21 protein-coding genes are annotated in these 26,679 nt (G+C 33.5%); 5 read left to right on the forward strand and 16 right to left on the reverse strand.

Features of this window, described 5'->3' with window-relative positions; all coding sequences use genetic code 11:
* Positions 1 to 21: 21 nt before the first annotated feature.
* Positions 22 to 864: a DUF2911 domain-containing protein gene (locus tag CXF59_RS02305; RefSeq protein WP_101136086.1), complete on the forward strand. Its 843-nt coding sequence runs from the start codon at positions 22 to 24 to the stop codon at positions 862 to 864.
* 400 nt (positions 865 to 1,264) lie between these two features.
* Here CXF59_RS02305 and CXF59_RS02310 read toward each other — a convergent pair whose 3' ends face one another.
* From CXF59_RS02310 to CXF59_RS14850, 15 genes are all read right to left on the reverse strand, one after another.
* Complete coding sequence (locus CXF59_RS02310) at positions 1,265 to 2,980, reverse strand: sodium:solute symporter (RefSeq protein WP_101136087.1); 1,716 nt, start codon at positions 2,978 to 2,980, stop codon at positions 1,265 to 1,267.
* Between the two features lie 121 nt (positions 2,981 to 3,101).
* Complete coding sequence (locus CXF59_RS02315) at positions 3,102 to 5,633, reverse strand: PIG-L family deacetylase (RefSeq protein WP_101136088.1); 2,532 nt, start codon at positions 5,631 to 5,633, stop codon at positions 3,102 to 3,104.
* 158 nt (positions 5,634 to 5,791) lie between these two features.
* Positions 5,792 to 6,340: a hypothetical protein gene (locus CXF59_RS02320; RefSeq protein WP_101136089.1), complete on the reverse strand. Its 549-nt coding sequence runs from the start codon at positions 6,338 to 6,340 to the stop codon at positions 5,792 to 5,794.
* A 178-nt stretch (positions 6,341 to 6,518) separates the two neighbouring features.
* Positions 6,519 to 7,013 (reverse strand): hypothetical protein, encoded by a 495-nt coding sequence (locus CXF59_RS02325; RefSeq protein WP_101136090.1) that lies wholly within the window; start codon positions 7,011 to 7,013, stop codon positions 6,519 to 6,521.
* A 162-nt stretch (positions 7,014 to 7,175) separates the two neighbouring features.
* Complete coding sequence (locus CXF59_RS02330) at positions 7,176 to 7,478, reverse strand: hypothetical protein (protein WP_101136091.1); 303 nt, start codon at positions 7,476 to 7,478, stop codon at positions 7,176 to 7,178.
* A 170-nt stretch (positions 7,479 to 7,648) separates the two neighbouring features.
* Positions 7,649 to 9,469: a hypothetical protein gene (locus tag CXF59_RS02335; protein WP_198554618.1), complete on the reverse strand. Its 1,821-nt coding sequence runs from the start codon at positions 9,467 to 9,469 to the stop codon at positions 7,649 to 7,651.
* 115 nt (positions 9,470 to 9,584) lie between these two features.
* Positions 9,585 to 10,766 carry an AI-2E family transporter gene (locus CXF59_RS02340; protein ID WP_101136092.1) on the reverse strand — a complete coding sequence of 394 codons (1,182 nt, stop codon included), beginning with the start codon at positions 10,764 to 10,766 and terminating at the stop codon, positions 9,585 to 9,587.
* 181 nt (positions 10,767 to 10,947) lie between these two features.
* Complete coding sequence (locus CXF59_RS02345) at positions 10,948 to 11,478, reverse strand: mechanosensitive ion channel domain-containing protein (protein ID WP_101136093.1); 531 nt, start codon at positions 11,476 to 11,478, stop codon at positions 10,948 to 10,950.
* 11 nt (positions 11,479 to 11,489) lie between these two features.
* Positions 11,490 to 12,074 carry a Maf-like protein gene (locus tag CXF59_RS02350; protein ID WP_101136094.1) on the reverse strand — a complete coding sequence of 195 codons (585 nt, stop codon included), beginning with the start codon at positions 12,072 to 12,074 and terminating at the stop codon, positions 11,490 to 11,492.
* Positions 12,001 to 12,993 carry a geranylgeranylglycerol-phosphate geranylgeranyltransferase gene (locus tag CXF59_RS02355; protein ID WP_101136095.1) on the reverse strand — a complete coding sequence of 331 codons (993 nt, stop codon included), beginning with the start codon at positions 12,991 to 12,993 and terminating at the stop codon, positions 12,001 to 12,003. The genes CXF59_RS02350 and CXF59_RS02355 overlap by 74 nt, the downstream gene beginning before the upstream one ends.
* Positions 12,994 to 13,053: 60 nt before the next feature.
* Positions 13,054 to 13,581: an HAD family hydrolase gene (locus tag CXF59_RS02360; protein WP_101136096.1), complete on the reverse strand. Its 528-nt coding sequence runs from the start codon at positions 13,579 to 13,581 to the stop codon at positions 13,054 to 13,056.
* Positions 13,565 to 14,338, reverse strand: coding sequence for a Rossmann-like and DUF2520 domain-containing protein (locus CXF59_RS02365; protein ID WP_101136097.1), 774 nt, complete (start codon positions 14,336 to 14,338; stop codon positions 13,565 to 13,567). Before CXF59_RS02365 ends, CXF59_RS02360 begins: the two co-directional genes overlap by 17 nt.
* A 403-nt stretch (positions 14,339 to 14,741) precedes the next feature.
* On the reverse strand, positions 14,742 to 15,185 hold the full coding sequence (locus CXF59_RS02370) for a hypothetical protein (RefSeq protein ID WP_101136098.1): 444 nt from the start codon (positions 15,183 to 15,185) through the stop codon (positions 14,742 to 14,744).
* Positions 15,186 to 15,785: 600 nt separating this feature from the next.
* Positions 15,786 to 17,858, reverse strand: a complete 2,073-nt coding sequence (locus CXF59_RS02375; RefSeq protein WP_101136099.1) for a hypothetical protein — start codon at positions 17,856 to 17,858, stop codon at positions 15,786 to 15,788.
* A 157-nt stretch (positions 17,859 to 18,015) separates the two neighbouring features.
* On the reverse strand, positions 18,016 to 18,201 hold the full coding sequence (locus CXF59_RS14850; protein WP_157824501.1) for a hypothetical protein: 186 nt from the start codon (positions 18,199 to 18,201) through the stop codon (positions 18,016 to 18,018).
* 435 nt (positions 18,202 to 18,636) lie between these two features.
* Between CXF59_RS14850 and ccsA the strand changes: the two genes are divergently transcribed.
* A complete protein-coding gene (ccsA, locus tag CXF59_RS02380; RefSeq protein ID WP_101136100.1) occupies positions 18,637 to 21,828 on the forward strand; it encodes a cytochrome c biogenesis protein in 3,192 nt (1,063 codons plus the stop codon).
* Between the two features lie 54 nt (positions 21,829 to 21,882).
* Here ccsA and CXF59_RS02385 read toward each other — a convergent pair whose 3' ends face one another.
* Positions 21,883 to 22,770, reverse strand: coding sequence for an AraC family transcriptional regulator (locus CXF59_RS02385; protein WP_157824502.1), 888 nt, complete (start codon positions 22,768 to 22,770; stop codon positions 21,883 to 21,885).
* A 744-nt stretch (positions 22,771 to 23,514) separates the two neighbouring features.
* On the opposite strand from CXF59_RS02385, the gene CXF59_RS02390 reads away from it, so the two are divergent.
* The 3 genes from CXF59_RS02390 to CXF59_RS02400 all read left to right on the forward strand — a co-directional run.
* Positions 23,515 to 23,994, forward strand: coding sequence for a T9SS type A sorting domain-containing protein (locus tag CXF59_RS02390; protein ID WP_101136102.1), 480 nt, complete (start codon positions 23,515 to 23,517; stop codon positions 23,992 to 23,994).
* Positions 23,991 to 24,731, forward strand: a complete 741-nt coding sequence (locus CXF59_RS02395; protein WP_101136103.1) for a hypothetical protein — start codon at positions 23,991 to 23,993, stop codon at positions 24,729 to 24,731. The genes CXF59_RS02390 and CXF59_RS02395 overlap by 4 nt, the downstream gene beginning before the upstream one ends.
* A gap of 2 nt (positions 24,732 to 24,733) precedes the next feature.
* The coding region (locus CXF59_RS02400; protein WP_198554619.1) for a hypothetical protein at positions 24,734 to 26,679 on the forward strand (1,946 nt) is incomplete at its 3' end.

Raw genomic sequence — 26,679 nt, forward strand, 5'->3', positions numbered from 1 at the left:
AATTCACAAAATTATAATCTTATGAGAAAAATACTAATTGCTTTAGCCATTATCATCACTCAATTTTCAATTGAGGCACAAATTAAAACGCCACAGGCGAGTCCGAAGGCGACAATTGATCAGGTTGTTGGTTTAACAGACGTAGAGATTGTTTATTCCAGACCATCTGCGAGAGGCAGAGCGGTATTTGGTAATCTGGTTCCCTTTGGACAACTTTGGAGAACAGGAGCCAATGAGAATACAATGATAACATTCAGTGACGATGTAATCATCGATGGCAAACCATTGAAGAAAGGAAAATATGCACTTTATACGATTCCAAATATTCAAAGTTGGGAAGTTATTTTTTATACGGCGACAGACAATTGGGGAACACCAAAAGAATTTAATGAAGCAAATGTTGCGTTGAGGACTGTTGTAAAAGAAGAGGCTGCACCAAGAGCAATTGAGACCTTTACTATTGGAATAAGTGATTTGGATGCAAACTTTGCTTATTTGGAAATGTCTTGGGAGAATTCGCGTATCGCTTTAAAGTTTGAAGTTCCTACGCAAAAAAATGCAATGGCAAGCGTAGAAAAAGTATTGGCTGGACCTGCTGCAGGAGATTATTTTGCAGCTGCTCAGTTTTATTATCAATCTAACGGAGATATCAATAAAGCGAGAACCTACATTGACAAAGCTTTAGAAATGAGTGTCGAGGTGCCGTTTTATTTTTTACGTCAGAGATCATTGATCCAAGCGAAACAAGGGGATACAAAAGGAGCAATTGAAACTGCAAAACTATCGATTAAGGCAGCAGAAGCTGCCGGTAATGCTGATTATGTTAAGATGAACAAAGACAGTATTTCAGAATGGAGTAAATAAAGCTCAATTCTTCTATAAAAAAATCCCGTTTCACATTTGATGTGAAACGGGATTTTTTATTGGTCTCAAATTACAGTTAATAATATGCGTTGTAGTGTATTTTACTTTAGCTTTTGCGACTTTTTTTGCCACGAATTACATGAAATAGCGCAAATAAATTACTGAGAATTAGTGAAATTTGTAACGAAATTTTATTTAGACTGGTACTCCAAACCTATGGATTTTAAGTAAATAGTGTTTTATTTAGAACAGTAAATTTTTGTTTTCTGCTACGAATCGCAAAATTAATTTAAAAGAAATCAGTGAAATTGTATTTTAGCCTTGATAGATTTAGTGAAAATTTGTGTAATCCGTCGCTAAAGAATTATTATTATCATATGTAATTGGTAGTCATGAAATATTATTCCTTTTCTTTTCTAAAAACGGTCCATTGCAGTAATGACGAAAGTGCAATGGCCATCATGGCGCCAATGAAATTAAGCCATAAATAACCTAGTTTTGCTTCGCCGCTTGGATATATGGCAATGGCATAATAGTAAATGATAAAGATGGTAATTTGAGTTACCAATGCACTATAAAAGATAGCCTTAGCTTTTACAAATTTAATATAAAATCCGACCAAGAAAATCCCCAGTACCGTTCCATAAAAGATGGAGCCAATGATATTTACCAATTGGATTAAATTTTCAAACAGTGTCCCGATACAGGCAAATGATATGGCAACAATTCCCCAAAACAACGTGAAAAATTTCGTGGCATTAAGGTAATGTTTATCTGATTTGACGCCTTTTACATTTCGCTTGTATATATCTATCGCTGTTGTGGAGGCTAATGCGTTAAGTCCGGAGGCAGTTGAGGACATGGCAGCAGAAATTATTACGGCCAATAGTAGTCCGATGAGTCCTTTAGGTAAGTAGTTTAAAATAAAGTGGAAAAACACATAATCTTTATCGTTTGTTTCACTGCCGCTATTGGCTTTTAAAATAATTTCTTTGGCTCGTTCCCTTAAATCCTTTTCTTTCGTGGATAAGGCAACTAATTCTTTTCGTAAAATTGGATTATCATAATCTTGATTGAGTTGATCAATATAGAGCAGATTGATTACTTTCTTATCTTCTGAGAGGGCATCCAACTCCTTTTCTAAAACATTATATTCTGCTTTGTATTGTGATTTTTCTACGGTAACTTTATTATTGGGATTGAAATTTAAGGGTACGGGATTGAATTGAAAAAAGACAAAAACCATAACTCCGGTCAATAATATGAAAAATTGCATAGGCACTTTTAAAAGCCCGTTCATAATTAATCCCATTTGACTTTCACGAACTGATTTCCCTGATAAATAGCGTCCCACCTGAGATTGGTCTGTTCCAAAATAAGCCAGAGCCAAGAAGAAACCACCGGTAATTCCACTCCAAAAGGTATATTTTTCTTCCGGATCTGTTGAGAAACTCACGATGTTCATTTTATCATTTGCACCAGCAATATGCAAAGCATTACTGAACGTCATTTCATTTGGTAAAAAATGCAAAATAAGAAAAAAAGTGATCAGCATTCCTGACATAATCACAAACATTTGCTGTTTTTGGGTAACATTTACTGCTTTTGTACCACCTGAAAAGGTATAGATAATAACCAGAACACCAATAACAATGTTCATATAGGTAAGGTTCCATCCTAGTATGGCCGATAAGATAATCGCGGGGGCATAAATGGTAATGCCGGTACCCAAACCTCTCTGGAACAAGAACAGAATGGCGGCGAGGGAACGCGTTTTCAAATCAAATCTTTTCTCGAGGTATTCATACGCCGTATAGACCTTATATTTATGATAAATGGGGATAAAGGTGAGACAAATGACCACCATGGCAATAGGCAAACCAAAGTAAAACTGCACAAAACCCATTCCGTCATGATAAGCCTGCCCAGGTGTCGACAGAAAGGTTATCGCACTGGCTTGCGTCGCCATAACCGATAGTCCTACCGTATACCAAGGCGTTTCGTTGCCGCCAAGAATATATTCTTCGACATTTTTACTTCCCTTGGTTTTCCAAGCTCCGTAAATTACAATAAAAAGTAAGGTTCCTATAAGTACAATCCAATCGAATAACTGCATAGTTTAAGAGTATAATTTCATTATTAGATAAAAAGCCAGGATATAAATAGCATTGGCTACAAGCACCAATGTGTAATCCTTTTTCCAAGGTTTTGGTTTTTTCGGTTCCATATTTATTTCTTTAGGGTTTTAAATCTTGTGAAGGAACTGTTATTGGTGCTTTCAACGAAATCATATTCGACAAAAGTCGGTAAGCGCCGGGCACTCCTTCCGGCAATTCTCTGAACAAACTTAATCCGGTATAAATATAATATCCTTTTCCATAAGGAGCAACCAGTAATGCTCCACTTGTGGGACTTTCCCCTTTATCATTTGAAGATAAAATAGGAGTGAAGGCGTTGTCAAATTCGTTGGGGTAATATAATCCCTGTTCCTGAGTCCAACCTTCAAAATCTTTAGTGGTGATTTTATTGGGGTAATTCAAAACAGGATGATCAGGGGCTAAAAATCGTACAGCTGCATTTTCGTCGGTTACTCTGTCACGTGAGATTTTCAATGGATAAGGCGACATATCAGAAGGAATTGAGCTGTCCGGTGTATTGTATTGAACTATCATCGTTTTTCCGGATTTAACAAAATCAAGAAGTAGTTTTTGCTTGTTTTCCAATGAAGGGAGTACATTATAGGCCCGAATTCCAGTGATAATGACATCAAAAGCCTCTAATTTTTTAGGCGTCATTTCTTCAGGGTTTAACAATGTCACTTTATACCCCATCTGAGTAAGACCTTCAGGAACCTCGTCCCCGGCGCCCATGATATAACCAATTTTTTGATTGTTTATTTTAAGATCTAACTTGATAAATTTAGCTTCAGCGGGTTTCAATATTTGTTGCTTAGTGATATGAGGGTGCTCTATTAGTATCTGGTCTTTATCATATTTTTTATTATCTACAATCACAATACTTTTAGCAATAGCTTGAGCAGGCTGTGTTGGAGGAGTTACTTCAAAGTAAAATATTTGCTCCATTCCTTTTTTATTTAAGTTAAAGGGAATAGATTGGGGCGAAACAGACCAATTTCCAGGTAATTGTAATTGTAAACTTCCTTTTATATCATCTTTCCCTGCTTTAACTTTTACAGCAATTGGTTTTTTAGTTCCATTATTAAAGAACGAAACATGATCTATGATACTTGTGGTGACTTCCGGTACAATGTCGAGATAGTTATACATTTCGCCCTTTACTTTATCATTGTATTTATAGACTACCGTGCGCTCAAAGGGGATTTTTATTCCATTAATTTCAACATTAAAAATCACTTTTACTTCTCTGATAATATCTGGAATCCCTATATTTTTCTGATCGGCAACGGTGTACATGCCGACGGTCCCTTTTTCTTTAAGCCAGTACGGTTGCGTGTATTCTATTGTAGCCGGTAGTTGTAAATCAAGGGTTAGGTTTTTTGAAGTATTATTTTTTAACGGTGTATTGAATACAGTGTTTTTTTGTTCAGGCAAAGTGGTTACACTTGTTAATTGCATAACTGTTGCGCTTCTGTTTATAGCCTCGATTTTTAACTGTACTGTGCTACCGGGAGTCGCTTCCTGATTCAACGAAACAGCTTCAAGATACAAACCGGAACAAGCAGCAATCATTCTTTTAACCTCTTCTAGTTTTAATGCTTTCCAATGATTTTCATCCAATGATTGAATCATCAAATAGACTTTACTCAGACTAGAAATACTTGCCGAAGGGTTTGAAAAATCATATTTTAAAGCAATTTGGTTTAGCAACTCTCCAACGGGTCTACCACCCGCAACCCTGTTCCAGCTCGTATCAATTCCTTCAAAAATATCAGCGGTGTTATTTAATTTTCCTCCATTAACAAGTTCTAAATATTCTGATTCTTCACCGCGGCTTCCTGTACTGCCAAAGCCTTGTGACTGATGACTGCTTCTGCTTAAGGCTGCAATTTCTTGGTTTGATTTCCCTAGGTTAGGATAATAGACACCGGTTTCAATTGTTGTTAAATTGGTCTTAGCAGCAGCATCAAATTTTTCTTGACTACCATAAAACCACCAAGAAGTATTGAAAAACTGACGTTTAGGTTGCCATGTTTGCACTAATTTTAATTGTTCAGGAAAAACATTGACATCATTGGTTAAATTAAAACTCTGGGTGCTTAGTATTGCTGAGGCAGTATGATGCCCATGAGTAGTACCTGCGGTACGGTGGTCAAATCGGTTTATGATAATATCGGGTTGAAATTTTCGTATTGCCCATATTACGTCAGAAAGTACTTTTTCTTTGTCCCAGATTTGAAGCGTTTCTTCGGGGTTTTTAGAAAATCCAAAATCATTGGCACGAGAAAAAAATTGTTCACCACCATCAATTTTTCGGGCTTCAAGTAATTCTTGCGTTCTGATTACACCCAATAATTCCCGCAATTGAGGACCTATCAGGTTTTGTCCTCCATCACCACGGGTTAATGATAAATACCCTGTTCTTGCTTTTTTTTCATTGGATAAATAAGAAATTAGGCGTGTGTTTTCATCATCGGGATGTGCCGCAATATAAAGTACAGATCCTAAAAAATTTAATTTCTGGATTTGGTTGTAAATTTCAACTGAATTTAGTTTTTGAGGCTGTTGGGCTTGTAATATTTGAAAACAAAAAAGAAAAATTAAAATAAATTGAATTTTATTTTTGAGCATTTTTTTATAATTTAATTTGGAATGATTTCAAATGTAGTAATTAAATATTTTTTTTTAAAGGTTTTTTATTTTCTTTGGTATAAAGGAGCTGATAGAGTTATAAAAAAAGAGAGCACTATTATAGTGCTCTCTTTTTTTAACCTTTTGAATTGTTGGAATTAATTTCTCCCATTACGATTTTTGCCATGGTTTCCTTTGCTTCCGCGATTTTCCTTGTTTTTATGGTTTCCCGCATATCTATGGTCATTCGAATATCTACGGTTTTTAGTATACCTGCGATTATCGGACCTGTTATGATTATTTTTGGCATAACGATAATTATCGTGTCTTTGACCAATTGATCTTTGACTATGATTTCTATAATTTGCGCTATATCGTTGTTTGTGGTTCCTGTAATGTGCATAAGGTCTGTTACCATGGTAACCGTTTAACACCACTTTATAACCGTTGTATAAATCATAGTTTCTGTATTGTCTTGGTAAGTATCTTGATCTTACCCATCTACTGTTTCCAAAATAAACAAATTGGGAAGCTCTAATGTCATAATAAGCTTGAACATCTGGCAAATAATAGTATTCTGCTTGTGCGTATCCTGAAGGACCCCAAGAAGGAGCTGTCCCTATATTTAAGTTTACTGAAAATTGTGCTTGAATTGAACTGGATACGAGTAGAATTATTCCAACGGCTAATAGTTTTAATGTTTTCATCTTTTCTGTTTTTTCGTGTTTTTATTTAATATTGTATCGGCTAGCACAATACTTTTATCGTAAAACCAACAACTGTGCCAAGATGATTTTATTAACATATAGTTGGATGTTGATTTAGGGCCAAAAAAAAAGAGAAACGCATTTTGCGTTTCTCTTTTCTCTCAATATGAAATTGAAATTAATGTTTTCCATTTCCATGACCTTTGCCGCCGTTGCCTTTGTTTCCGTGGTCATTGTTTCCTTTCCCATTTGATTGATGGCCTTTATTGCTGTAATTTTTAGGATTATTATTTCTTTGTCCAATCGTTTTTTGGTACTTTCCTTTGTATCCTTTATAGTATTTTGATTTATGATTTTTAAAATAAGTGTAAGGAGTTCTACCGTGATAATCATTTAGTACTACTTTATATCCATTGTATAAATCATAGTTTCTGTATTGTCTAGGTAAGTATCGTGATCGTACCCAGTTACCGCTTCCGAAATAAATAAATTGGGATGCTCTGATGTCGTAATACGCCTGAATATCAGGTAAGTAGTAATACTCGGTTTCTATATATCCTGAAGGACCCCACGCAGGAGGGCTACCAATATTTACATTCACGGAAACTTGTGCACTTGCTGATCCTGCTATAAGGAGAACGATTCCCAGAGCAAGTAATTTGATTTTTTTCATTTTTATTATTTTTAATTAATTTTCGATTTGTGATATTTATAATTCAACATATATTACTAATTACTGTGCCATCATAATTCTGTTAATATTCATTTAAGCTTTGCCAAAAAAAAAGAAACGTAGATTACGCTTCTTTTTCTTTTTAAACTTAATTGTATTTTATTATAATAATAAAATTAATAAAAGAATAATGATGATAATTGCTCCTACAGATAAATAAACACCGTTTCCAGATGCTTTTAATTCTGATTTAATTTCACGAATTTCTTTACGTAGTTCCTTTTTTTCTGAAGATTTTAAAGCAGACTTATCCATTGCTTTGATTTCGTCTAAGCGATTAAGCATCGTTTGCACTTCAGCAGGAACTTCTTTTGTAATTGGACTTTTTTCAGCTGCTAACATTGTAGTTGGAACTGCACATAATGATAATACCATTATCATCAAATAGAAACTTAGTTTTTTCATCTTCTTTTGGTTTTAATTTAACACGATTATTGGTATAAAGGTAATAAGGATTTAGCAGTCATAGTTATGTAATTAATGGCTATTTTTATAAAATTCACACTTTTATTAATATATTAGTATCTGCAAGGGAATGTGTGTGCGTTTTTAATAAGTGAAGTATGATTGTTTCGTTATTTATATAGTACCGTGTGGGGCTTCGCTAATTCAAAACTCTGTAGTCCGAAATCTGAAGTTTCAAAAGCATTGGTGCTAAATATGTTATCTCCTTGAAAAGGAATTGTAGGATAATAAGAAAGGGATAATTGTAAAGAACTAAAGACTAAATAATCATTGTTTATTATTACTCCGATACCGATTTTCGAGTACCCTTTGTTTGTTTTTATTCCATCGACTTTACTTCCTAATAAGGCAATCGAATAGTTAAAATAAGGATTCATTCTAAATCCCCAAATATCTTTTGGTGCGTACCCTTGAGTTTGTAAAGTCATTATCATTTTACTGGTTCCATATATTGCACTGTTGAAGCCTTGAATTCCATAATTTTCATTAATAGTTAGTCGATCGCCGATCGAATTCTGTCGATTAGTCCCAATAATGATTTGGGGTTTAACAAACTGTCTTAATTTCCAATTGCCCAGCTCCATCAGTTTTGTAAAATAGTTGGCTTGAAAAGAAAAAGCAGTCTGCTCCATTTTTGAACTATTAAAGAAGGTGCCAACTTCAAAATTAGTGCTTAGAAAGCCCCATTTGTGATATTTTCCGAAAGAGACCTGGGCTCCCATATACGGTCTCCATCTAAAATTTTTATGCTGATACCCGAATGTTATGCCATAGATCCTCCCAATAGGCACATCTTCAATTATTCCGTTTCTGAAAATGTATCGATCTTGAATAAACTGACGTGTATTAATACCAATTCCGGATAAAATTAATTTTTCTCCCGAATAGAAATCGATTGGATCATATTCTATACTCGGACTTTCAAGGTAATTGATATTTAAAAACCGACCGGATACTATTAAATTAGTGGTCCGTTCATTTATTGTATTTCCCTTAAAAATGTGAAATGCTTTTCCAACCCAAAAATCATGGGAGCTGAATTTGAAGTTTTGTTCTACATAGTTAAAATCTGCTCCCTGTACGGTGTCTTTTCGATATTGCTGATCTAGATATACACCACCAGCCCATTTCGCTAAAGGGGAGTAGAAAGGGCGCTCAACTGCTATGCTTTTTACATAATAGTTGTCTAAATTATTTTGATACTTAAATAGTGTTTTAACAAAGGTATTCCTGATATTAGGAACAGTATATGCTAAATTATTAGCATTTTTTCCATCGCTGGATCGCTGTGTGTAAATATAGTCTAATTGATGACCGAGACCAAAAAAATTTCTTTCCTTGATACCCAATGAAGTTTTAGCACCTGAAACTGAAAATTTTGGGACAGAACTCCAAGAATCTAAAACACGAATATACACATCCACAGAATCAGATTTTGCCTCAGGAAGTCCGACAGTTATAGTGACTCTGTTAACAAATTTTTGCAATCGGATGATACGCTCGGATTCTTTTATTGAAAAGTCATTATAGGGAGTGTTTTTTTTGAAAAGCAATAAATTTTTTATGGCCAGTTGTTTACTTTTCAGGTGTAATCTGTTTCCTGTTCTTTCTCCCCAATTTTTAGGACTTACGGTAGTATCAACATCAGAATATCCAAAAGGGTCCAAGGTTACAATATTGATGTTCCTTATAATTTTACCTTCAACAGCTACTCTTTTTTGTGGTTTTACAACTTGTTTTTTTTTCCGTGCATTGATGGACTTAAAAATAGTACCGTATAAAAATTTTGTAAATTTATTTTTTTTGGAATAGGTTTGAATATTTTGATATACTTCAGAGCTATCCTTTTCCGTTTTTTTAATTTGCGAAAAAGAAAGCTGATAGCAAAAAAGCATCAAAAGAACAAGTACTATTTTTTGTTGTGAAGGCATTTAAAAATATTTAAAAATAAGAATTAAAGCGCAACATTTTACCAGTCGACTCTGGCAAATTTCTAACGTGTTTTATAGTCGATATGGGGTTTATAAAAGACTGTAACTTGAGTTTTTAGTTGGTGCTAGATTCAGTTATAGGTTCTGTAAAGTCATCAGCAGAAGTTGTAATTTGTACTTCACCTGTTTTAAGTCTCTTTTCGGACACTGTTGGTTTTTTATTTTTCCAAATAAAAGTTTTAGGTAAATTATCTCCCATTAAATACCCCCATGGTTCTAAAGATTCAATTTTGTCAAAAACAATTTTAAGAATCGCTAATATTGGGATGGCTAAAAACATTCCTGCAATTCCCGCAATTCCCCCTCCTACGATAATCCCTATAATGGAGACGAAAGCATTTATTTGAACTTTTGTATTGATTATAACTGGGACAAGGATATTATTATCTATTATTTGAACTATTACATTTACTCCTATAACCCCCAGAATTATTGATAGATCAGGTGTTCCTGTTAAGGACGATAGAATTGTCAAAATTCCTGCAATTAGAATTCCTACGTAAGGAATCAGATTGAGGATGCCTGTAATGATACCTAATAAAATAAAGTATGGAACACCAATAATATAAAGGCCAAGACTTGTTAAAATAGAAACAAAAATCATCTCGATAATCAGACCAGAAATATAACTCTGAACGGAACCTTTTATTTGAGTTAAGATTTCCCGCAATTTTGGATGGTGTTCTTTTCTAAATAGCTTAGTTAAAAATAAGATGAAATGTGTCCTATATAAAAGAATCAAGAAAGTATATATAGGAATTAATGTAATATCCAAAAGTGTGTCCGTAACAGACATTAGGGTAGTCCCGATAGTTTCCTTTCCCTTTTTAACAGAATCCTGGGTTACATCTTCAAGGTATTTTCTTTGCTCCCATATACTTACGTGAAAGTTGGTTCTTATATATCTTTGAATATCGGTGATAAAAAGAGTAATGTTTTTTCTAATCTCAGCAAAATCACTTGCAATATCACTAATCTGATAGGAGATAAAGGCTAGTATTCCAATGATCAAGGAAACAAAAAGAATTACGGTTATTGAAACAGCCAGTGCATGTGGAAAACGCAATTTAGAATTAAAAAAATGAGTCATTGGTAATAGTAATACTGCGAATAAAAAGGCGAGCAATATTGGTATCAACACACTTTTCCCCATATAGAATATATAGGTTATAGCAATCAAACTTACCAATGAAAAAGTAAGTCTAACATAAAAAGGAATCTTGATTGAGGTGTTCATACTATTTTATAATTAGAGACAATAAATAATATAGTCATCGTTTAATCCGCCAAGGGCAAATTTGATATTTTATTGACAGTGGTACGTTATATGTTTTTTATTATTTTTTATATAATTACTACTTGTAAGTTGTGAATTTAGAAAAAATAAATAAATAGATTTAATTTTTTGCGAAATAAAGCTAATCAACAAACTCATTATCATCAAAATGATGTTTCATTATAGAAATACCTTTTTGGAAAAGTAAGTTATTCGGGTAGATAATCATTTCTCCTTCTTTAGTTTTTAATGATACATGGAATGCGCGAATATCTTCAATTTCCGCTACGATAGGAAAATCTTTATCATGAATTCTTATTATATCTCCAATTTTAAATGGAAAGGAGAAAAATAAAATAATACCCGAAGTAATATTGCTTAAAATAGACCATTGAGCGAACATGGCTACACCAACAACTGTTGTTATGGAGGAAATAGCGATTATCACATCCTTAGGTTGAACTCCCCAGATTAGTATTAAAGCAATTATTGCTAGAATGTTGGTCAGTAGATACAGGTATTTAACAACCAAGTTGGTCCGATGCTCTATAATATGAGTTACTCTTGCAAAGCGTCTAACCACTCTTGAAGTCATTATACGCAATACAAAAACAAGTAATAGTAGAATTCCCGTTCCAATTACTTCTTTTGTGAAATCGTTAAAAAAAGACATGTTTTTCTGTTTTAAGCTAAGTTACTCAAATATTCGTAAACCTTGTCAACAGGCATCCCCATTACATTAGCATAAGAACCTTCTATTTTTGAAACGCCTATAAATCCAATCCATTCCTGTATCCCATATGCTCCCGCTTTATCGTAAGGTTTATAATTGTCAATATAGTAATGAATTGCCTCATCGCTGAGTTCGTTGAAAGTGACTTTTGTTATTTCATGCAGAAGATCTGTTTTCAAATTGGTTTTAAAGCAAACGGATGTAATTACTTCATGAGTGGCATTGGATAGTGACTTTAAAATGTCAAAGGCATTTTGTTTGTCAGTTGGCTTTCCTAAAGCTTTATTATTATACCAGACAATGGTGTCGCTCGTTACTAGAATTTCATTTTCCTGCAATCCGCCTTCAAAAGCACTGGATTTCAATGTGGCCAGATAATTGGTTATTTCTTCCCTTTTTAGTTGTGGCGGGTATATCTCTTCAATTTCTTTCAATCGAATTTCAAAATCCAATTCCAGATCTTTAAAGAATTGTTGTCTCCTGGGAGAACCTGATGCTAGGATCAGTTTGTATTGTTTTAATTTGTCTTGAAGCATTGTATTTTATATTTAAGGAAATGATTGCAATGGATAGAATTCCGAAAAACAAAATCCATTTTAGTAGTGTACTCAAGGTGTGAAAGTCTTCTTTAGATCTAGCTGTCCAAATTTTGATGGTAAAAAAAATGAGAGGGGCTAAAACAAAAAAGAAGGTATAAAGTGTGGCAATAATTAAGTCATTGAACACAAAATAGGTTTTTGTGTAAACAAAGAGGATAATTATTGATAGAAGGCTCATTGCGAAAACTAATTTAGTTGTTTTGCCAACACCTAAAACGATAGCTAAGGTTTTCATGCCTTGTTTAGTATCGCCGTTTATATCCTCTAAATCCTTGACTATTTCCCGAATAAAATTAATTATAAAAGCAAATAGTGCATAATCTAAAAGTATGGAAAACAAATTGGACATTACAAGTTGATTGCCCACGTTAATAACAGGATACAAATCAAAAACACCAATGATTACAACACTTAAGGAAAGTAACAGCGCGACAATAACATTGCCTAACACAATCATTTGCTTTAAACTTGTTGCGTAGATATATAGAGTTGCGGCTATCAGAATAAAAATTACGGCAAAAGAAGGCTTTACAATTACGTTAGACAAATAAAAACCTATTGCGACTCCACTTATATTTAGTGTGGCATAAATATTATAGGCAGCAGATTCAGTAATACTTTTACCAATGACAACCATACGTGGTTTATTCTCCAAGTCCGTATCCTGATCAAAAATGTTATTGATAACGTAACCAGCAGCCGCTATTAAAACGGTGCTCAATACCAATAATCCGTATTGCCAATCGGTTAATGCCAGCGGAATATTTTGAAATTTCAAAAAACCGTATCTGAAGATCAATTGCATAAAGGCAAGCATCAATAGGTTTTTGTATCGAATGAGTTTCAGGTATTTCATGCTTGATTTACAATATTTTAGTCAAGTTCGGAATTTGGAATTTCAAGTTTTTTTTTAATGTTAATCCAATTTCGCGTCAAAATAAGACATCCATTTTCCTTGTACCTTCATGACTTGTTCGATAACGTCGCGGGCCGCTCCTTTACCACCATTTTTATGTGAAATGTAAGTGGAAATTGCTTTTATTTCAGGACTGGAATCTTGCGGACACGTTGGTAAACCTACTAATTTCATCACATGATAATCGGGGATGTCGTCTCCCATGTATAAAACATGCTCTGGATTGATATTATACAATTCCGTGTATTCTTTAAAAGTTTCTACTTTGTCAGGGGTACCTAAATGAATATCCGTGATTCCCAGATTTCGTAATCTTACGCGTACGCCCTCATTACTGCCACCCGAGATGATACATACATTATAGCCACTTTCTACAGCCGCTTTCATGGCATAACCGTCCCGAATACTCATCGTTCTGAGAATTTCTCCTTCCGTGGTTACAAGTACGGAGCTGTCTGTAAGTACGCCATCAACATCAAAAATAAAAGTGGTGATGTCGTTCATTAATATTTTATAACTTTTTGCCATGATTTTGAATAGATTGTGTTATGATTTTATAAATAGTTTCTTGATTTTTATTAGATAAAAATAGTTGATGTGATTCAATTGTTGATCTGTCATTTCGTTTTGCTGGGCCTGTCTGAGCTTCTTTAGGCGAAATGGTCATTATCTTTTGTGCCGTTTCCAGAATTAAAGGTTTCAGAATGTCGAAAGGCACTTGATTCTCCTGACAAATTTCATTTCCAATGGTGTATAAATGATTGGTAAAGTTATTTACGAAAACTGCTGCTACGTGCAATGCTTTTCGTTGTTCAGAATTAAGAGCAAATACTTTATCAGATATTGCCTTAGCCACTTTGTCTAATAATCGAAAATCGGTCGAGTTTTCGCTTTCTAAGCAAATAGGAATCGTTTTAAAATCGACTACCTTGTTTTTAGTAAAGGTTTGCAGCGGGTAGAAAACACCTCTTCGGTTGTCGTCATCTAAAATATCTAAGCCCACGCTGCCTGAGGTGTGCACAACTAATCGATTTTTAAAAGGAAATTGTGCAGCGACAGTACCAATCGCATCATCTGAGACGGCAATGATGTACAAATCTGCCTCTAATAAATCTGCTATATCCGTAGTAACGAGATTAGCGTCGACTGCGTTTACCAGTGTGTTCGCTTTTCTTGAATACACTTGAACCAATTCAATTTCACCTCCTGTATTTTTTGAGTGGTGAAAAGCAGCAATTAAATGTTGCGCTACATTTCCCGAGCCGATAATAATAACTTTAACCATGTGACAAAATTAGGAAAAAAATGAAGTAGTATGGTAAATAAAGGTAGAGAAGATTTTGGACATAAAGTCTTGTAGTACATTATGAAAATGCATATCACTGTGCATAGTTTAAATTGGCAAAGAAAATAATGGGTGGTAACTGTAAATTGTATTGCACCATGAAGGTTTTTTTACTGGAGAAAATGCTACGCTAGCGTTGGTTGTAAATCAGTGTATTTTGTTAGAATTGGAGCGGTTCGACTCAATAAAGGCTTCACTATTTAGTCCGTTCGCAATTACTCAGGTGTTGACTTTGCAAGCCCAAAGAGTCCTTAGCAGTTACAGACTGTCTAAGTACATCCTTTATTAAATTCCTCCCAATTAAATTCAATATTTTTTTGGTGTTTTATTTTAAATTCTGATTTTATTGTACTCTGTATTTCCTCAAATTCAAACCTGTATGTTTTATTGAAATTGTTATAACATCCTCCCCAAAGTTTAGATTTTTTTTCAAACTATAATTATCAATTAAATATTTTAGTAAAAAAGTACTTTGTGTATATGTAATCATGTCGTTAGCAAAATAAAAATTATTTGCTATTGTATTGATAGGTATCAGTTTTTTACTCTGAATAAAGTATTGATATATTTCTTCCAAATTATATTTGCTGCAAGTTCCATCAGCATATGCCGCTACACCTTCATTCGTCCAATGTGAACTTTCTGCCTTGTCACCCCATTTATCCTTACTTTTCATATGCATAATTTCGTGTTTAATGGGTAAATTTTGATTTGTATGTATCATAAATACTATATCTCTTCCAGAAATTACCAAACCTTGTGCGCCATATCCGGAGTACTTAAGCATTTCTTTTCTTGAAGAAAAAAACTCTATTTCAAGAACCTTTTTATACTCTTTTTTATTTATTAATTCTAAGTCTCCTTTTATGGATTTTCGGCATAATTCTATGTCAGATTCTCTCTCTTTAATTGCGATTTTAGAATCGAAAAAATAAGTTGTATTTTTAATAGTTTTGTGTTCTCTAATAACCTTTTTCCATTGTCTATTTTGTCCGTTTATATTGTAAGAAATAATTAAGATTAATAATGCTGAAAATATTTTCTCTATTTTTTTTAAGATTTTAGTTGCGGCTCTTTTGTTTATCGGCTTCGAATAAATTGCTGTTAACTAGTATACAATTACTATTAAACTAATACAATACAGTCAAAAAAGTTGGTTTCGTAGCATAAAGCAACTTTTTGTTATTTTACTAATTTGTAAAAACAAGATGTTACTTTTAGTTGTTTTTGTGTGAGGGGTAGAAGCTTGCTCCCGCAGTAGCACGCTGAGAGGCTTCGGGTGCGACAGCTCCCAAAAAAAGGGCTGATCCTAGACAAAGTAGGATAGCCCTTTTTTAGCGACGCTGGTACGCCCAAATAATTCAGTACCTTTTACTATATCTTAAATTTATTTTAACAAATCGGGATGGCTGAGTATCAATTCTATTTTCTTTAAGATTACAGTAATTTGATTCATTTGTGTTTCTATATTTCTAAAAAAGAGACTAATATCTCTGTTAACCCAACTTTCAGAAATAACTCGTGCACCCAAACTAATTCTTAAAACAGCACTTTCAATATCAGTACCATATTTTACATTAACTGCTTGTCCGATATGACATTTTTGGGCTGCAAGCCTAATGATCTCTAAGGTAGAATCTTCAAATTGATCGGATATATCTGAATTTAGTAATGTATAGAGCTTTTTCACATTATCAACTGAAAGTACTTCATTGTTTTTAAGAATAAAGAAAGGGAAAATGGTACGGATATTTCTTATTCCGAATTCTTTACTATTATAACTATTCGCTTTCGTTTCATCGCCATAAATTGGTTCTAAAAAAGCGGCTTCTTTTATTGAATCGTCAATAAAATTACAAAACATTTCAATACCCATATTTCGATATAAAACAGGTGTTTTATAGTACCTATCCATTTCAACTATGGCTGCGTTCCAGCGCATGTAAGAACCATAATTATATCCTTCAGATAAATCATTTGAACAGAACCAGGAAGTTGGCCAATCGGAATGATTGTAGTATTGGGTTAATCCTTCTGGCAATTTGTTTTTTGCAGAATGGATTGATTTACTGACACTTTCGGGTAGAAGTAATGCACCTGAATAGGGAGGCCCAGTAAAGTATTTACTTCCTGTTACAGTAACAATATATCCTTTATTTAAATAATTCTGTATGTCTTTAGGATCTAATCTAAGTTGAGAACCGTCCACAATGATTTGCATTGATAGGCTATCGATTGTATTCAGTTTTTGAATTAATGCGTCACTAGGAGATTGATATCCTAATTTCGATTGATCCATAGTATGCAATACTGCGTGTCTGCCTAATTCATTGGTTTTCGAAATGGCATTATACACCTCCTCGTCTAATTGACTGGATGATTTTAACGCACCGTGTTCATCTCTGAAAGTAATTTTAATCACATCAACATCTCTAAATCCTTCAATTTTATCACCTTTCTTAATAGGATAATTTAAAGCGGTTGTGTTTTCAAAATGACATCCTTTCAATGCTGCAGGTATACCGCTACCAGTTTCATCAGAAGCTACTAAAACGTGCGTGATGTCTTTGTCGGAAATGATTTGAGTTATGGCTGCTATTTGAAGTGAAGAATCGGTGCCTGAAGGTGAAAAAATTATTTCACATTCATCGTGTAATTTAAATATTTTTCTCAGATTATCCTTTAGTAATTCAGAAAACTCGATAGTCGTGTTTTTAAAACCATTCTTCAAGCTATTTCTAATTAAAATACTTCTAACTTTATCTGTTTTATCAAACGCAAAATTAGAAACACTTGTTCCAGTCGATGAGGCAAAAGTAAATGCATCTGGTCTTGGAAATGGTCGGCAACCATATTTATTTAACAAATCAATTTCGTCAATATTTAATCTTAGATCACCACCAGACATTAATAAATACTCTGTTGGTTTTGCTAGATTTTCAACAATTGGTTTCCAAGATTCTTTAAATACTTTGTTGGCAGTATTCAACCCATGAAAAGCTTGTAGCTCTTTATATTGTGATAAAGATTCAATGTCTAAATCTGTATCATTTTTAATCAAATTAATTAAAAAATAATCAAGGCTTTCTAATTTTTCTTTATCATCTTTAGGTAACAATCTATAAAATATTCGAGTAACTTCAAGCGCCGCTACATCACATAAAAAAGTATCTTTTTTTTCGCTATTCAAAGCTTTATACCAAAGTTGCCATTCAATACCATATCTTAAATAAACTAAGGCTAAAACAGGTTTGCTCAATAATGATGAACCAATAATGATCGATTTGTTTGGTATAATTTTAAAGAGATCAGGCTCAGTAGTAGAGGTGATAATATTAATGTTGTTTATCTTGGGTACTGTATTAAATCTTTTTAAAACCCGAACCAGATAATTCACATTTTCTTTTTCAAATATACTGGTTCTTTTATATTGATTTTCAATAAGTATATTATTTGTCATAGGTATTTTAATTTATAACGTTCATCAGAAAGAAGTTCTTTACTGGGAATGGTTTCTTAATCATTTAAGCACCCAAATATAGTGTTTGTTCTAATATCAAACTTTGCAAATAACGGCTTTATATCAATTAGTGGAGTATGTTTTTACTATAAGTTAGTTATAACTCAGTATAATATGTGAAAACAGCATCCAATCGGATACCCCCTTCTATAAATTTAGGTGATAATTTCATATACAACTTAACACGCTCTGCGACTAACGGTTGAATAGGCAAGGGGTTAGCGTAATTAAATGGCATGTCAATTATCCCAATTGAATTTATGGTCATTTGTTTGTACTGCATTTTTAAATTTCAGAATTTCGATTTATTAAACTTGCTGGTGCATTAAAGTCCAACTTGTATATCGCTGAACAAAATGAATCTCATACATCTAAAAAAGGTTCGTCTTGTAACATAAAGCAGCTTTTTTGCTAATTTATAGAAAAATCATTAGAATTGACGCTAATTATAAAAACAAAACATCATTTATAGTGGTTTTGTGTGAGGGGTAGAAGCCGGCTACCGCAGTAGCGCTTATGACCAGAAAGCTTAATGAAAAAGGGCGAATAGAGACAAAGTGAGATAGCCCTTTTTTAGGGACTGTAGCACGACCAAAAAAAAGGCATTATTAGTGGTTTTGCCCTCTTAATTTTAGATTAAATTAACAATTGTGCAAATATAGAAGTCAACATTTTTAAGTACTTTTGTGGCAGTTTAAAAAAACGTAATTACTTACAAATGGATAAAAAAATATTTTCCTTTTTATTTTCTACAAGATTGATGGCGCTTCTTTTCCTTTCCTTTGCAATAGCAATGGGTGCAGGAACTTTCATCGAGAGTAAATACAATACGGATACAGCTCGAATTTTAATTTATAACGCTTGGTGGTTTGAGGCCATAATGGTGTTTTTCGTGATTAACTTCATCGGTAACATAAAGCGATACCAACTACTGAAAAAGGAAAAATGGGCTACTTTGCTACTTCATTTATCTTGGATTTTTATCATTTCAGGTGCATTTGTGACCCGTTATATTAGCTATGAAGGAATGATGCCCATACGAGAAGGAGCTGCTGAAAATCAGTTCTATTCAGACAAAACGTTCCTTACTGTTTTTGTGGATGGTGATTACAAAGGTGATATGAGGCGAAAAGTTTTTGAAAAACCACTGCTGCTATCACCGGCTACCAATAATAGTTTTTCTATCTCTGATAAATTTGCCGATACATCCTTTGAAGTAGAATTCGAAGAATTTATTATGGGAGCTAAAGAATATGTTAAAGCAGATCCTACTGGAGTTTTATACATGAAATTAGTTGAAGCGGGAGATGATGGACGAGATGAACATTTTCTTAAAGAAGGAGAAGTTCAAAACATTCATAATGTATTGTTTTCATTAAATAAACCAACAGATGGTGCTATAAATATTGTCACTTCTGGAGATGGCTATACGATCCAAACTCCGTTTGAAGGGAACTTTATGAGAATGGCTGATAAATTACAAGGCGAGGTAACTAAAGATATCGTACAGCCTTTAATGATGCGTTCTCTTTATAGTATTGGAGAAAGGAGATTTGTTTTTCCCGACCCTGCTGTAAAAGGAGTGATTGCTTATGAATCTAAAAATGATTATAAAGCTAAAAATCATGAAGATGCCATAGTGTTAAAAGTTAAAGCAGACGGACAGGAAAAAGAAGTAACTGTTGTAGGATCTAAGGGAAAAATAGGGGATGCTAAAACAGTCAAAATAGGAGATATTGACTACACTGTTTTTTACGGAAGTAAAGCTTACGTGCTACCTTTCAAGATTAAATTGAATGACTTTATTGCGCAGAAATACCCTGGGACAGAGAAAAGCTACTCTTCTTTTGAAAGTAAAGTGACTATTCAAGACTCTTCAGAAGTATTCGATGCTAGGATTTTTATGAATAATATTTTGGATTACAAAGGATATCGTTTCTTCCAATCTTCATTTGATCCTGACGAAAAGGGAACCGTACTATCTGTAAGTCATGATTTTTGGGGAACAGCTATTACTTATGTTGGTTATTTCATGTTATTTTTTGCTATGATGTCAATTATGTTTACAAAACACTCGCGCTTTGCTGACCTACAAAGAAAATTAGAAGTGGTTAAAAAGAAAAAATCAAAGTTACTTACCGTTTTAGTTTTACTAATGAGTATGAGCAGTTTTGCCCAGACTCATAATCACGACCATGATGAAGATGGAGGTCATGCCGATCATGTAGAAAACGGAACTCATGTTAGAACTGCACCAACAGAAAAACAGTTGGATTCGTTACTCAATAAGTTTAAAGTGAGTGAGGTACATGCGGAAAAGTTTGGAAGACTTGTTATTCAGGATGCAGGAGGGCGAATGAAACCGATTAACACCTTTTCTTCTGAGCTATTGAGAAAAGTAAGTCATTCCAATGAATACAAGGGAATGAATCCTGATCAGGTATTTCTATCAATCTCTCAGTATGCACAATTCTGGATTGAAATTCCTTTGATTTACATGAAAGGAGGAAACGATAGCATCCGTAAAATCATAGGTGTCGATGTGAAAGCTAAATATGCGCCTTTTATTTCCTTTTTTGATGACAAAGGGAATTATAAACTATCTCCTTATTTAGACGCAGCTTATAAAGCGGCTAATCCAAATCAGTTTGAAAAAGACTTTATTGAAACGGACAAGAAAGTAAACTTGATGGAATCAGCGCTAAGCGGAAGAATTTTAAAAATTTTTCCAATTCCTAATGACGCGAATAACAAATGGGTTTCTTCATTAGAATTGGGTGAAGCTGGATTAAAAGGGATGGATTCGACGTATACGAAGAGTGTTTTACCCTTGTATTTTGGTTCGTTAAATAATGCCTCTAAATCTGGCGATTATAAAAACGCTGATGACCTAGTAGAAAGTATTAATGGTTTTCAAAAGAGGTTTGGTAGTAAGGTAAGACCTAGTGACGATAAAATCTCGGCCGAGATACTGTATAACAAATTTGATATATTGCAAAAGCTGCCTTACTGGTATCTTTTCGCTTCTATTTTAATGCTGCTTTTTACTATCATACAGATTTTTAAAGAGACTAAATTAATGCGCATTTTAGTAAATACAATGCACATAGTAATTGCAGCATTGTTCGCTTTACACACCTTTACGTTAGGGGCTCGTTGGTTTATATCTGGTCACGCACCTTGGAGTAATGCATATGAAGCGATTGTTTATGTCGCTTGGGCAACCATGTTTTTTGGTTTAGCATTTGATATTAAATCGAAATTGACAGTAGCTTCTGCTGCATTTGTATCGGCTATTATTTTATCTGCAGCCTACATGAATTGGATTGATCCAGAAATTGCTAATTTACAGCCCGTTCTGAACTCTTATTGGTTGATGATTCACGTTGCTGTTATTGTTGCAAGTTATGGTCCATTTGCATTAGGTATGATTTTAGGATTTGTTTCTTTATTGTTAATCTTTTTTACCAATGAAAAAAACAAGACTAAGATGGACTTGAATATTATGGAAATCACCTACATCAATGAACTGGCATTAACAGTAGGACTAATTCTACTTACCATTGGTAATTTCTTAGGAGGGCAGTGGGCTAATGAAAGTTGGGGACGTTACTGGGGATGGGACCCAAAAGAAACTTGGGCATTGATTAGCATCATGGTTTATGCATTTGTTATTCATTCCAGATTTGTACCTGCTTTGCGTGGAAAATGGATGTTTAACCTAATGAGTATGTTTGCTTTTGTATCCATTTTGTTTACCTATTATGGAGTAAACTTTCATTTAGTAGGATTACACTCTTATGCTAGCGGTGAAGCTCATTCATTGAGTTGGATTTGGTATTCTTTAGGTACGATTTCTGTAATAGGGGCGATTACATATCCGAAATATAAGAAGTATTATAAAAAATAATGGTAACTTTACTTATACAAAAAAAGGTTCAACTCTCAGAGTTGAACCTTTTTTTTAAGCCTTTAATTGCACAACATACTCTTTTGGCGATAAGCCTGTTACATCTTTAAAACTGCAGAAAAAGGTGTTATAAGAAGTAAAACCAACTTCCTTTGCTAAGGATTCTAAAGTACTAGTCCTAAGGTAATCCGACTGAATTAGTTCAATCGAATGACGTATTCGATTATTCTTTTTATAATCTGAAAAGGATATTTTACAATGATATTTAAAGATGTAATTTAAGTGGCTATTTGGAATTCTAAGATCTTGTGCGAGTTCAGATATAGAATATTTAGAGTCTTTAAATGATTCAATATTTGAAGCTCTTTTCTCAATTTCAGCAATATATTTTATTATGTTACTATCAAGCCGTTTTTTTAATTTAATGCTATGAGTGTTATTTATCTCTTTTTTAGATTTGATAGTCCAAACGTTAACTATTTCTAATTGCTCAATATTTTCTTTCTTGATAAGATCAACAAATAAATTGTAGCCATATAATAGTTCTGGGGAAATTAAAATATTTATGAATAGTATGGACCAGACTACAGCAGGTATCCAAATAAAATTCATATCACCAAAAGAATCTTTATTAAATATTTGCAAATACAGAGATATTAAAGCCCTTAAAATGTTTATTGTTGAGATAAAAAATAAAAATAAAGCAGCCTTATTAATTAGCTTAGTATGCTTATTTATAATCCTAACTTTATTTTTGTTGAACCAAATATTTTTACCGATTAAATTAAAGTTTAAAAACCAATAAGTAACGGCATATATAAGGAACAAAATAAATAAAGTTAATTTGCTTGGTATTGCAAGGGTGTTTTTAAAAGGATATAGTAGTATCTTATATATTATGAAAATAATAGGTAGGATAAAATGAATTAAATCCTTTTTCATAAAAATCTTCCTGTTTAATAGTAAAGTATTCAAATAGAGATATAAACAAGGTATTATAAGCACAAAAATGCCATTATAGTTCAAATTTCTTGTTTGTAAAGGGTCAAGGTGGAGTAATTGAATAAGTCCCAAGGCGGTAAAACGGATGGAAATTAGAAGTATGGTAATTAGTGAATATATATTCACCAATACATTTGATTTGGATTTTATTTGAAAGAGAAATAGCGTCAAGAAACCTAACAAACCAGAATTTAATTGAAGTAGGGAGAGAAACATATAAAGAATATTTAGTAAAACAAATAGAAAAGAAAATAGTAGTGTGTTATTTGATTATTAAGTTTCAGTGAATATTGGACAATGCAATGCATGTTTTAAGATAGTAGTTGTTGATTAATCAATCTAATTGTTCATTTCACAATTATTTGTTTATCAAGGTTTCAGAAAAAGACATGAAGTATTAAGAAAATAATACTGTTAGTTGAAGACCATCTAAGCTCATTATATTCTTTAATATGATAGTTTTTTGTTAGATTCAGCATGTTCAACATGGTCGTTTTTTGTAGTTATCTTCATTTTATCGGCGTAATTTGTTATTGTAAACTTAAAATTAGTTACTGAAAAATGGAAAATCGAAGAAAAAACCTATAAATGTAAAAACTGTACGGATAATTTAATGTACTAAATACTACTTTTGTTCACTTAGAGCAGTACAAAGTTCTTATTGATTTTTTTAAAAAAAATAGTATGAAGTATTTATTTATGTTTTTCAGTATTTCGTTTTACGGCCAGGTTTTGCATCATCAAATGATTTCTTCTCAAGGCACAACTACTAAAACCTCAAACGGTACGTTGGTTAGACAGACGATAGGGCAGTTGAGTAGATCTGGAAATTATGACAGTGATCAGATAACAGTAGGTCAAGGTTTTCAACAGAGCATTTGGCAGAAGTATATGGCAGCGAATAAGGCAGAAGGATTAAGTAATATTCTAACATATCCAAATCCCTTTGTAGATGTAGTGAATTTTAAATTCCCTGAAACGATAGTTGATGTTGTCTCCATTTATATTTTTGACATAAATGGGCGTGTTGTATTTCATAAGGACAGTCAGATCAATGGTCCTTTATTAACAGTAGATTTAGCATTTTTGCCAAGATCCAATTACTTAGTCAGTTTAAAATCCAAAAAATTCATTTATTATACTCAAATCTTAAAAAACTTATGAAAAAGTATTTATTGTTTATTGCCTTAGTGGCCTCGTCGCAGATTTTTGCACAAGAATTCTATATGTACTCTGGAAGTAATATCACTGCTTACAAATACAAAGTGGGTGATCGCAAAATGAATTCGAGCTTACAAAGTGGTTCTGGTAGTTTTTATGAGGCAGGTTTAATAAATCCATTTATTGGAAATAGAGTTTTTTACTCCGTTGGAGTTTCCGTTGACGACTATAATGCGATTGGCTCAACTAACACTAGTAGTTATAGTTGGGATACGAAGTTTATAGGTGTAGACTCAGGAGTTTTATTTTCGTTGTTTCCTCATAAATTAAAACCAGTTAAGGCCTTGGCTAAAGGGAGAGATAATGAAGCGAAGACGGCCAAAGACCAAAATGGAAAAGATAAGCTAATCAAAATTCAAGCAGATGGTGGTGGCTATAAGGCGTTTTCCTTAAGACGTTTTGATGTTTTATTAATTGCAGGAGCCAAAGTGGCTACAATTGTTTATGGTAAGCAGCAAATTGATGGGGTATATTATGACCTATTAAAAGATAAAGAATTTTCAGGAGTTTTAATTGGATCAAATTTAGGGATGAAAATTAAATATAATGTATCGCCGCGTGTTGCAACAAGTGTAGGTTACAATTTTTTCCAAAGTTTTAATTTCTCTAATAAGACGGAAGAAAAATTATCATTCAATACCAATCAAGTTCAATTTGGACTTCACTTTAACATTAATTAATTATGAAAAGAATTATACTATTTATTGTACTGCTTATTTCTACCGTAAGTTTTTCTCAAACTCAAGCGAATGGAATAACGTATCAAGCTGTAATACTTAATCCAGATGGAGAAATGTTACCGGGTAAAAATAATACTAGTATTCCTTTAGTGAATACAGATGTATGTATGCTGTTTGGTTTTGTAGATGAGTTTTCAAAGGTAGAGTACCAAGAGATTATCCAAACTAGGACCGATGATTACGGGATGGTTAATTTGATCATAGGATCTGGTAAGCAGAATGCAGGATATGCTTCCTCGTTCTTGGATATATATTGGGGACCGTATAAGAAAAATTTAGTAGTGTCTATTAGTACTAATGGTAGTTGTTCGTCTTTTACGCAAATAAGCAATCAAGAATTTACCTCTGTTCCTTATTCGTTTACAGCAAATTCTGCTGAAAATGTAACTGGTGTTGTAGATATTCAAAATGGGGGAACGAATGCCGTTACGGTGGTTGGTGCAAAAACAAACTTAGGGCTGGAAAAGGTTAATAATACAAGCGATCTCGATAAACCCATGAGTATCGCTGCGCAGGAAGGTTGGAATAAAAATTACAATACCATTACTACCGAAGCTTTCAGAGCAGTGTCAGCTGAAAAAGCGATGGAAGAAAAAATGGATTTGGATGCTATAACGGCTAGGGCGGCAGAATTAGTTTTAACAACTAATTTGGCTATTGAAGTTTCAAGAGCAACAAAAGCTGAAGCTAGTAATGCAACTGCATTAGCAAATGAACTTATGACCGCTAGAGCAGCAGAATTAGTCTTAACAGATAATTTAGCTACAGAAGCTAAAACGGCAAGGTCAGCGGAATTAGTTTTAACAAATGACTTGTCAAAAGAAGTTGTACGAGCGACAGCGGCTGAAATTGTTAATACAACAGCAATTGCAACAGAAGCTACAACAGCTAGAGCAGCAGAATTAGTTGTAACAACTAATTTAGCTACTGAAGCTATAACGGCAAGAGCTGCGGAATTAGTTTTAACAACTGACTTGGCAACTGAAGCTACAACAGCCAGAGCCGCTGAATTAGCAAACGCTAGTGCGATTAGTACAGAAGTTAAAGCGGCTAGAGCTGCAGAATTAGTTTTAAGAAATGATTTAGTATCAGAAGTTACGACGGCTAGGTCTGCGGAATTAGTTTTAAGAGATAATTTAGCAACAGAAGCTACAACGGCCAGGTCTGCGGAATTAGTTTTAAGAGATAATTTAGCAATAGAAGTTACAACGGCTAGAGGAGCAGAATTAGTTTTAAGAGATAATTTAGCAACAGAAGTTACAACGGCTAGAGCTGCAGAATTAGTTTTAAGAGATAATTTGGCAACAGAAGCTACAACTGCTAGAGCTGCTGAATTAGCAATTAATACCTTAGAAAACGGAAAAATATATCTTGGAAATGGGAGCAATGTAGCGACTGAAGTAGCTTTAAGTGGCAATGTCACTATTAACAATATTGGAGTCACTACAATTGGTGCCAGTCAAGTAGTTAGTTCAATGATTAATGATGGAACCATTGTAGATGCAGATATTGCAAATAATGCTGTAACAACAGCTAAGATTTTAGATGCTAATGTAATTACAAGTAAGATTGCCGATTTCAATGTTACCACAGGAAAATTAGCTTTAGATGCTGTAACAAATGCGCAATTGGCTGATAATGCCGTTGAAGCAGATAATATTAAAGACGGTGCAGTTACCTCTAATAAATTTTTAGCTAATTCAGTAACTAGTGTGAAAATTGAAGATTTAACTATCATAAACGTTGATGTTAGTGGTACAGCTGCTATTGCAGGAACAAAAATTTCACCAGATTTTGGTAACCAAAATATTGTGACTACTGGAAATGTAACTATAGGTGGAACATTAGACGTAACTGGAGCGACCACTACAGCAGGAATTTCAGATTC

Origin of the sequence: Flavobacterium sp. ALD4 (assembly GCF_002836475.1) — a bacterium.
Classification (GTDB): Bacteria; Bacteroidota; Bacteroidia; order Flavobacteriales; family Flavobacteriaceae; genus Flavobacterium.

Coding starts and splice junctions, on each gene's coding strand:
- CXF59_RS02335 (WP_198554618.1), bottom strand. CDS start 9,469: ATGCCTTCACAACAAAAAATAGTACTTGTTCTTTTGATGCTTTTTTGC.
- CXF59_RS02350 (WP_101136094.1), bottom strand. CDS start 12,074: ATGCTTCAAGACAAATTAAAACAATACAAACTGATCCTAGCATCAGGT.
- CXF59_RS02340 (WP_101136092.1), bottom strand. CDS start 10,766: ATGAACACCTCAATCAAGATTCCTTTTTATGTTAGACTTACTTTTTCA.
- CXF59_RS14850 (WP_157824501.1), bottom strand. CDS start 18,201: ATGCAGTACAAACAAATGACCATAAATTCAATTGGGATAATTGACATG.
- CXF59_RS02370 (WP_101136098.1), bottom strand. CDS start 15,185: ATGCTTAAGTACTCCGGATATGGCGCACAAGGTTTGGTAATTTCTGGA.
- CXF59_RS02360 (WP_101136096.1), bottom strand. CDS start 13,581: ATGGCAAAAAGTTATAAAATATTAATGAACGACATCACCACTTTTATT.
- CXF59_RS02325 (WP_101136090.1), bottom strand. CDS start 7,013: ATGAAAAAAATCAAATTACTTGCTCTGGGAATCGTTCTCCTTATAGCA.
- CXF59_RS02310 (WP_101136087.1), bottom strand. CDS start 2,980: ATGCAGTTATTCGATTGGATTGTACTTATAGGAACCTTACTTTTTATT.
- CXF59_RS02320 (WP_101136089.1), bottom strand. CDS start 6,340: ATGAAAACATTAAAACTATTAGCCGTTGGAATAATTCTACTCGTATCC.
- CXF59_RS02345 (WP_101136093.1), bottom strand. CDS start 11,478: ATGTCTTTTTTTAACGATTTCACAAAAGAAGTAATTGGAACGGGAATT.
- CXF59_RS02305 (WP_101136086.1), top strand. CDS start 22: ATGAGAAAAATACTAATTGCTTTAGCCATTATCATCACTCAATTTTCA.
- ccsA (WP_101136100.1), top strand. CDS start 18,637: ATGGATAAAAAAATATTTTCCTTTTTATTTTCTACAAGATTGATGGCG.
- CXF59_RS02395 (WP_101136103.1), top strand. CDS start 23,991: ATGAAAAAGTATTTATTGTTTATTGCCTTAGTGGCCTCGTCGCAGATT.
- CXF59_RS02375 (WP_101136099.1), bottom strand. CDS start 17,858: ATGACAAATAATATACTTATTGAAAATCAATATAAAAGAACCAGTATA.
- CXF59_RS02365 (WP_101136097.1), bottom strand. CDS start 14,338: ATGGTTAAAGTTATTATTATCGGCTCGGGAAATGTAGCGCAACATTTA.
- CXF59_RS02315 (WP_101136088.1), bottom strand. CDS start 5,633: ATGCTCAAAAATAAAATTCAATTTATTTTAATTTTTCTTTTTTGTTTT.
- CXF59_RS02385 (WP_157824502.1), bottom strand. CDS start 22,770: ATGAAAAAGGATTTAATTCATTTTATCCTACCTATTATTTTCATAATA.
- CXF59_RS02330 (WP_101136091.1), bottom strand. CDS start 7,478: ATGAAAAAACTAAGTTTCTATTTGATGATAATGGTATTATCATTATGT.
- CXF59_RS02390 (WP_101136102.1), top strand. CDS start 23,515: ATGAAGTATTTATTTATGTTTTTCAGTATTTCGTTTTACGGCCAGGTT.
- CXF59_RS02355 (WP_101136095.1), bottom strand. CDS start 12,993: ATGAAATACCTGAAACTCATTCGATACAAAAACCTATTGATGCTTGCC.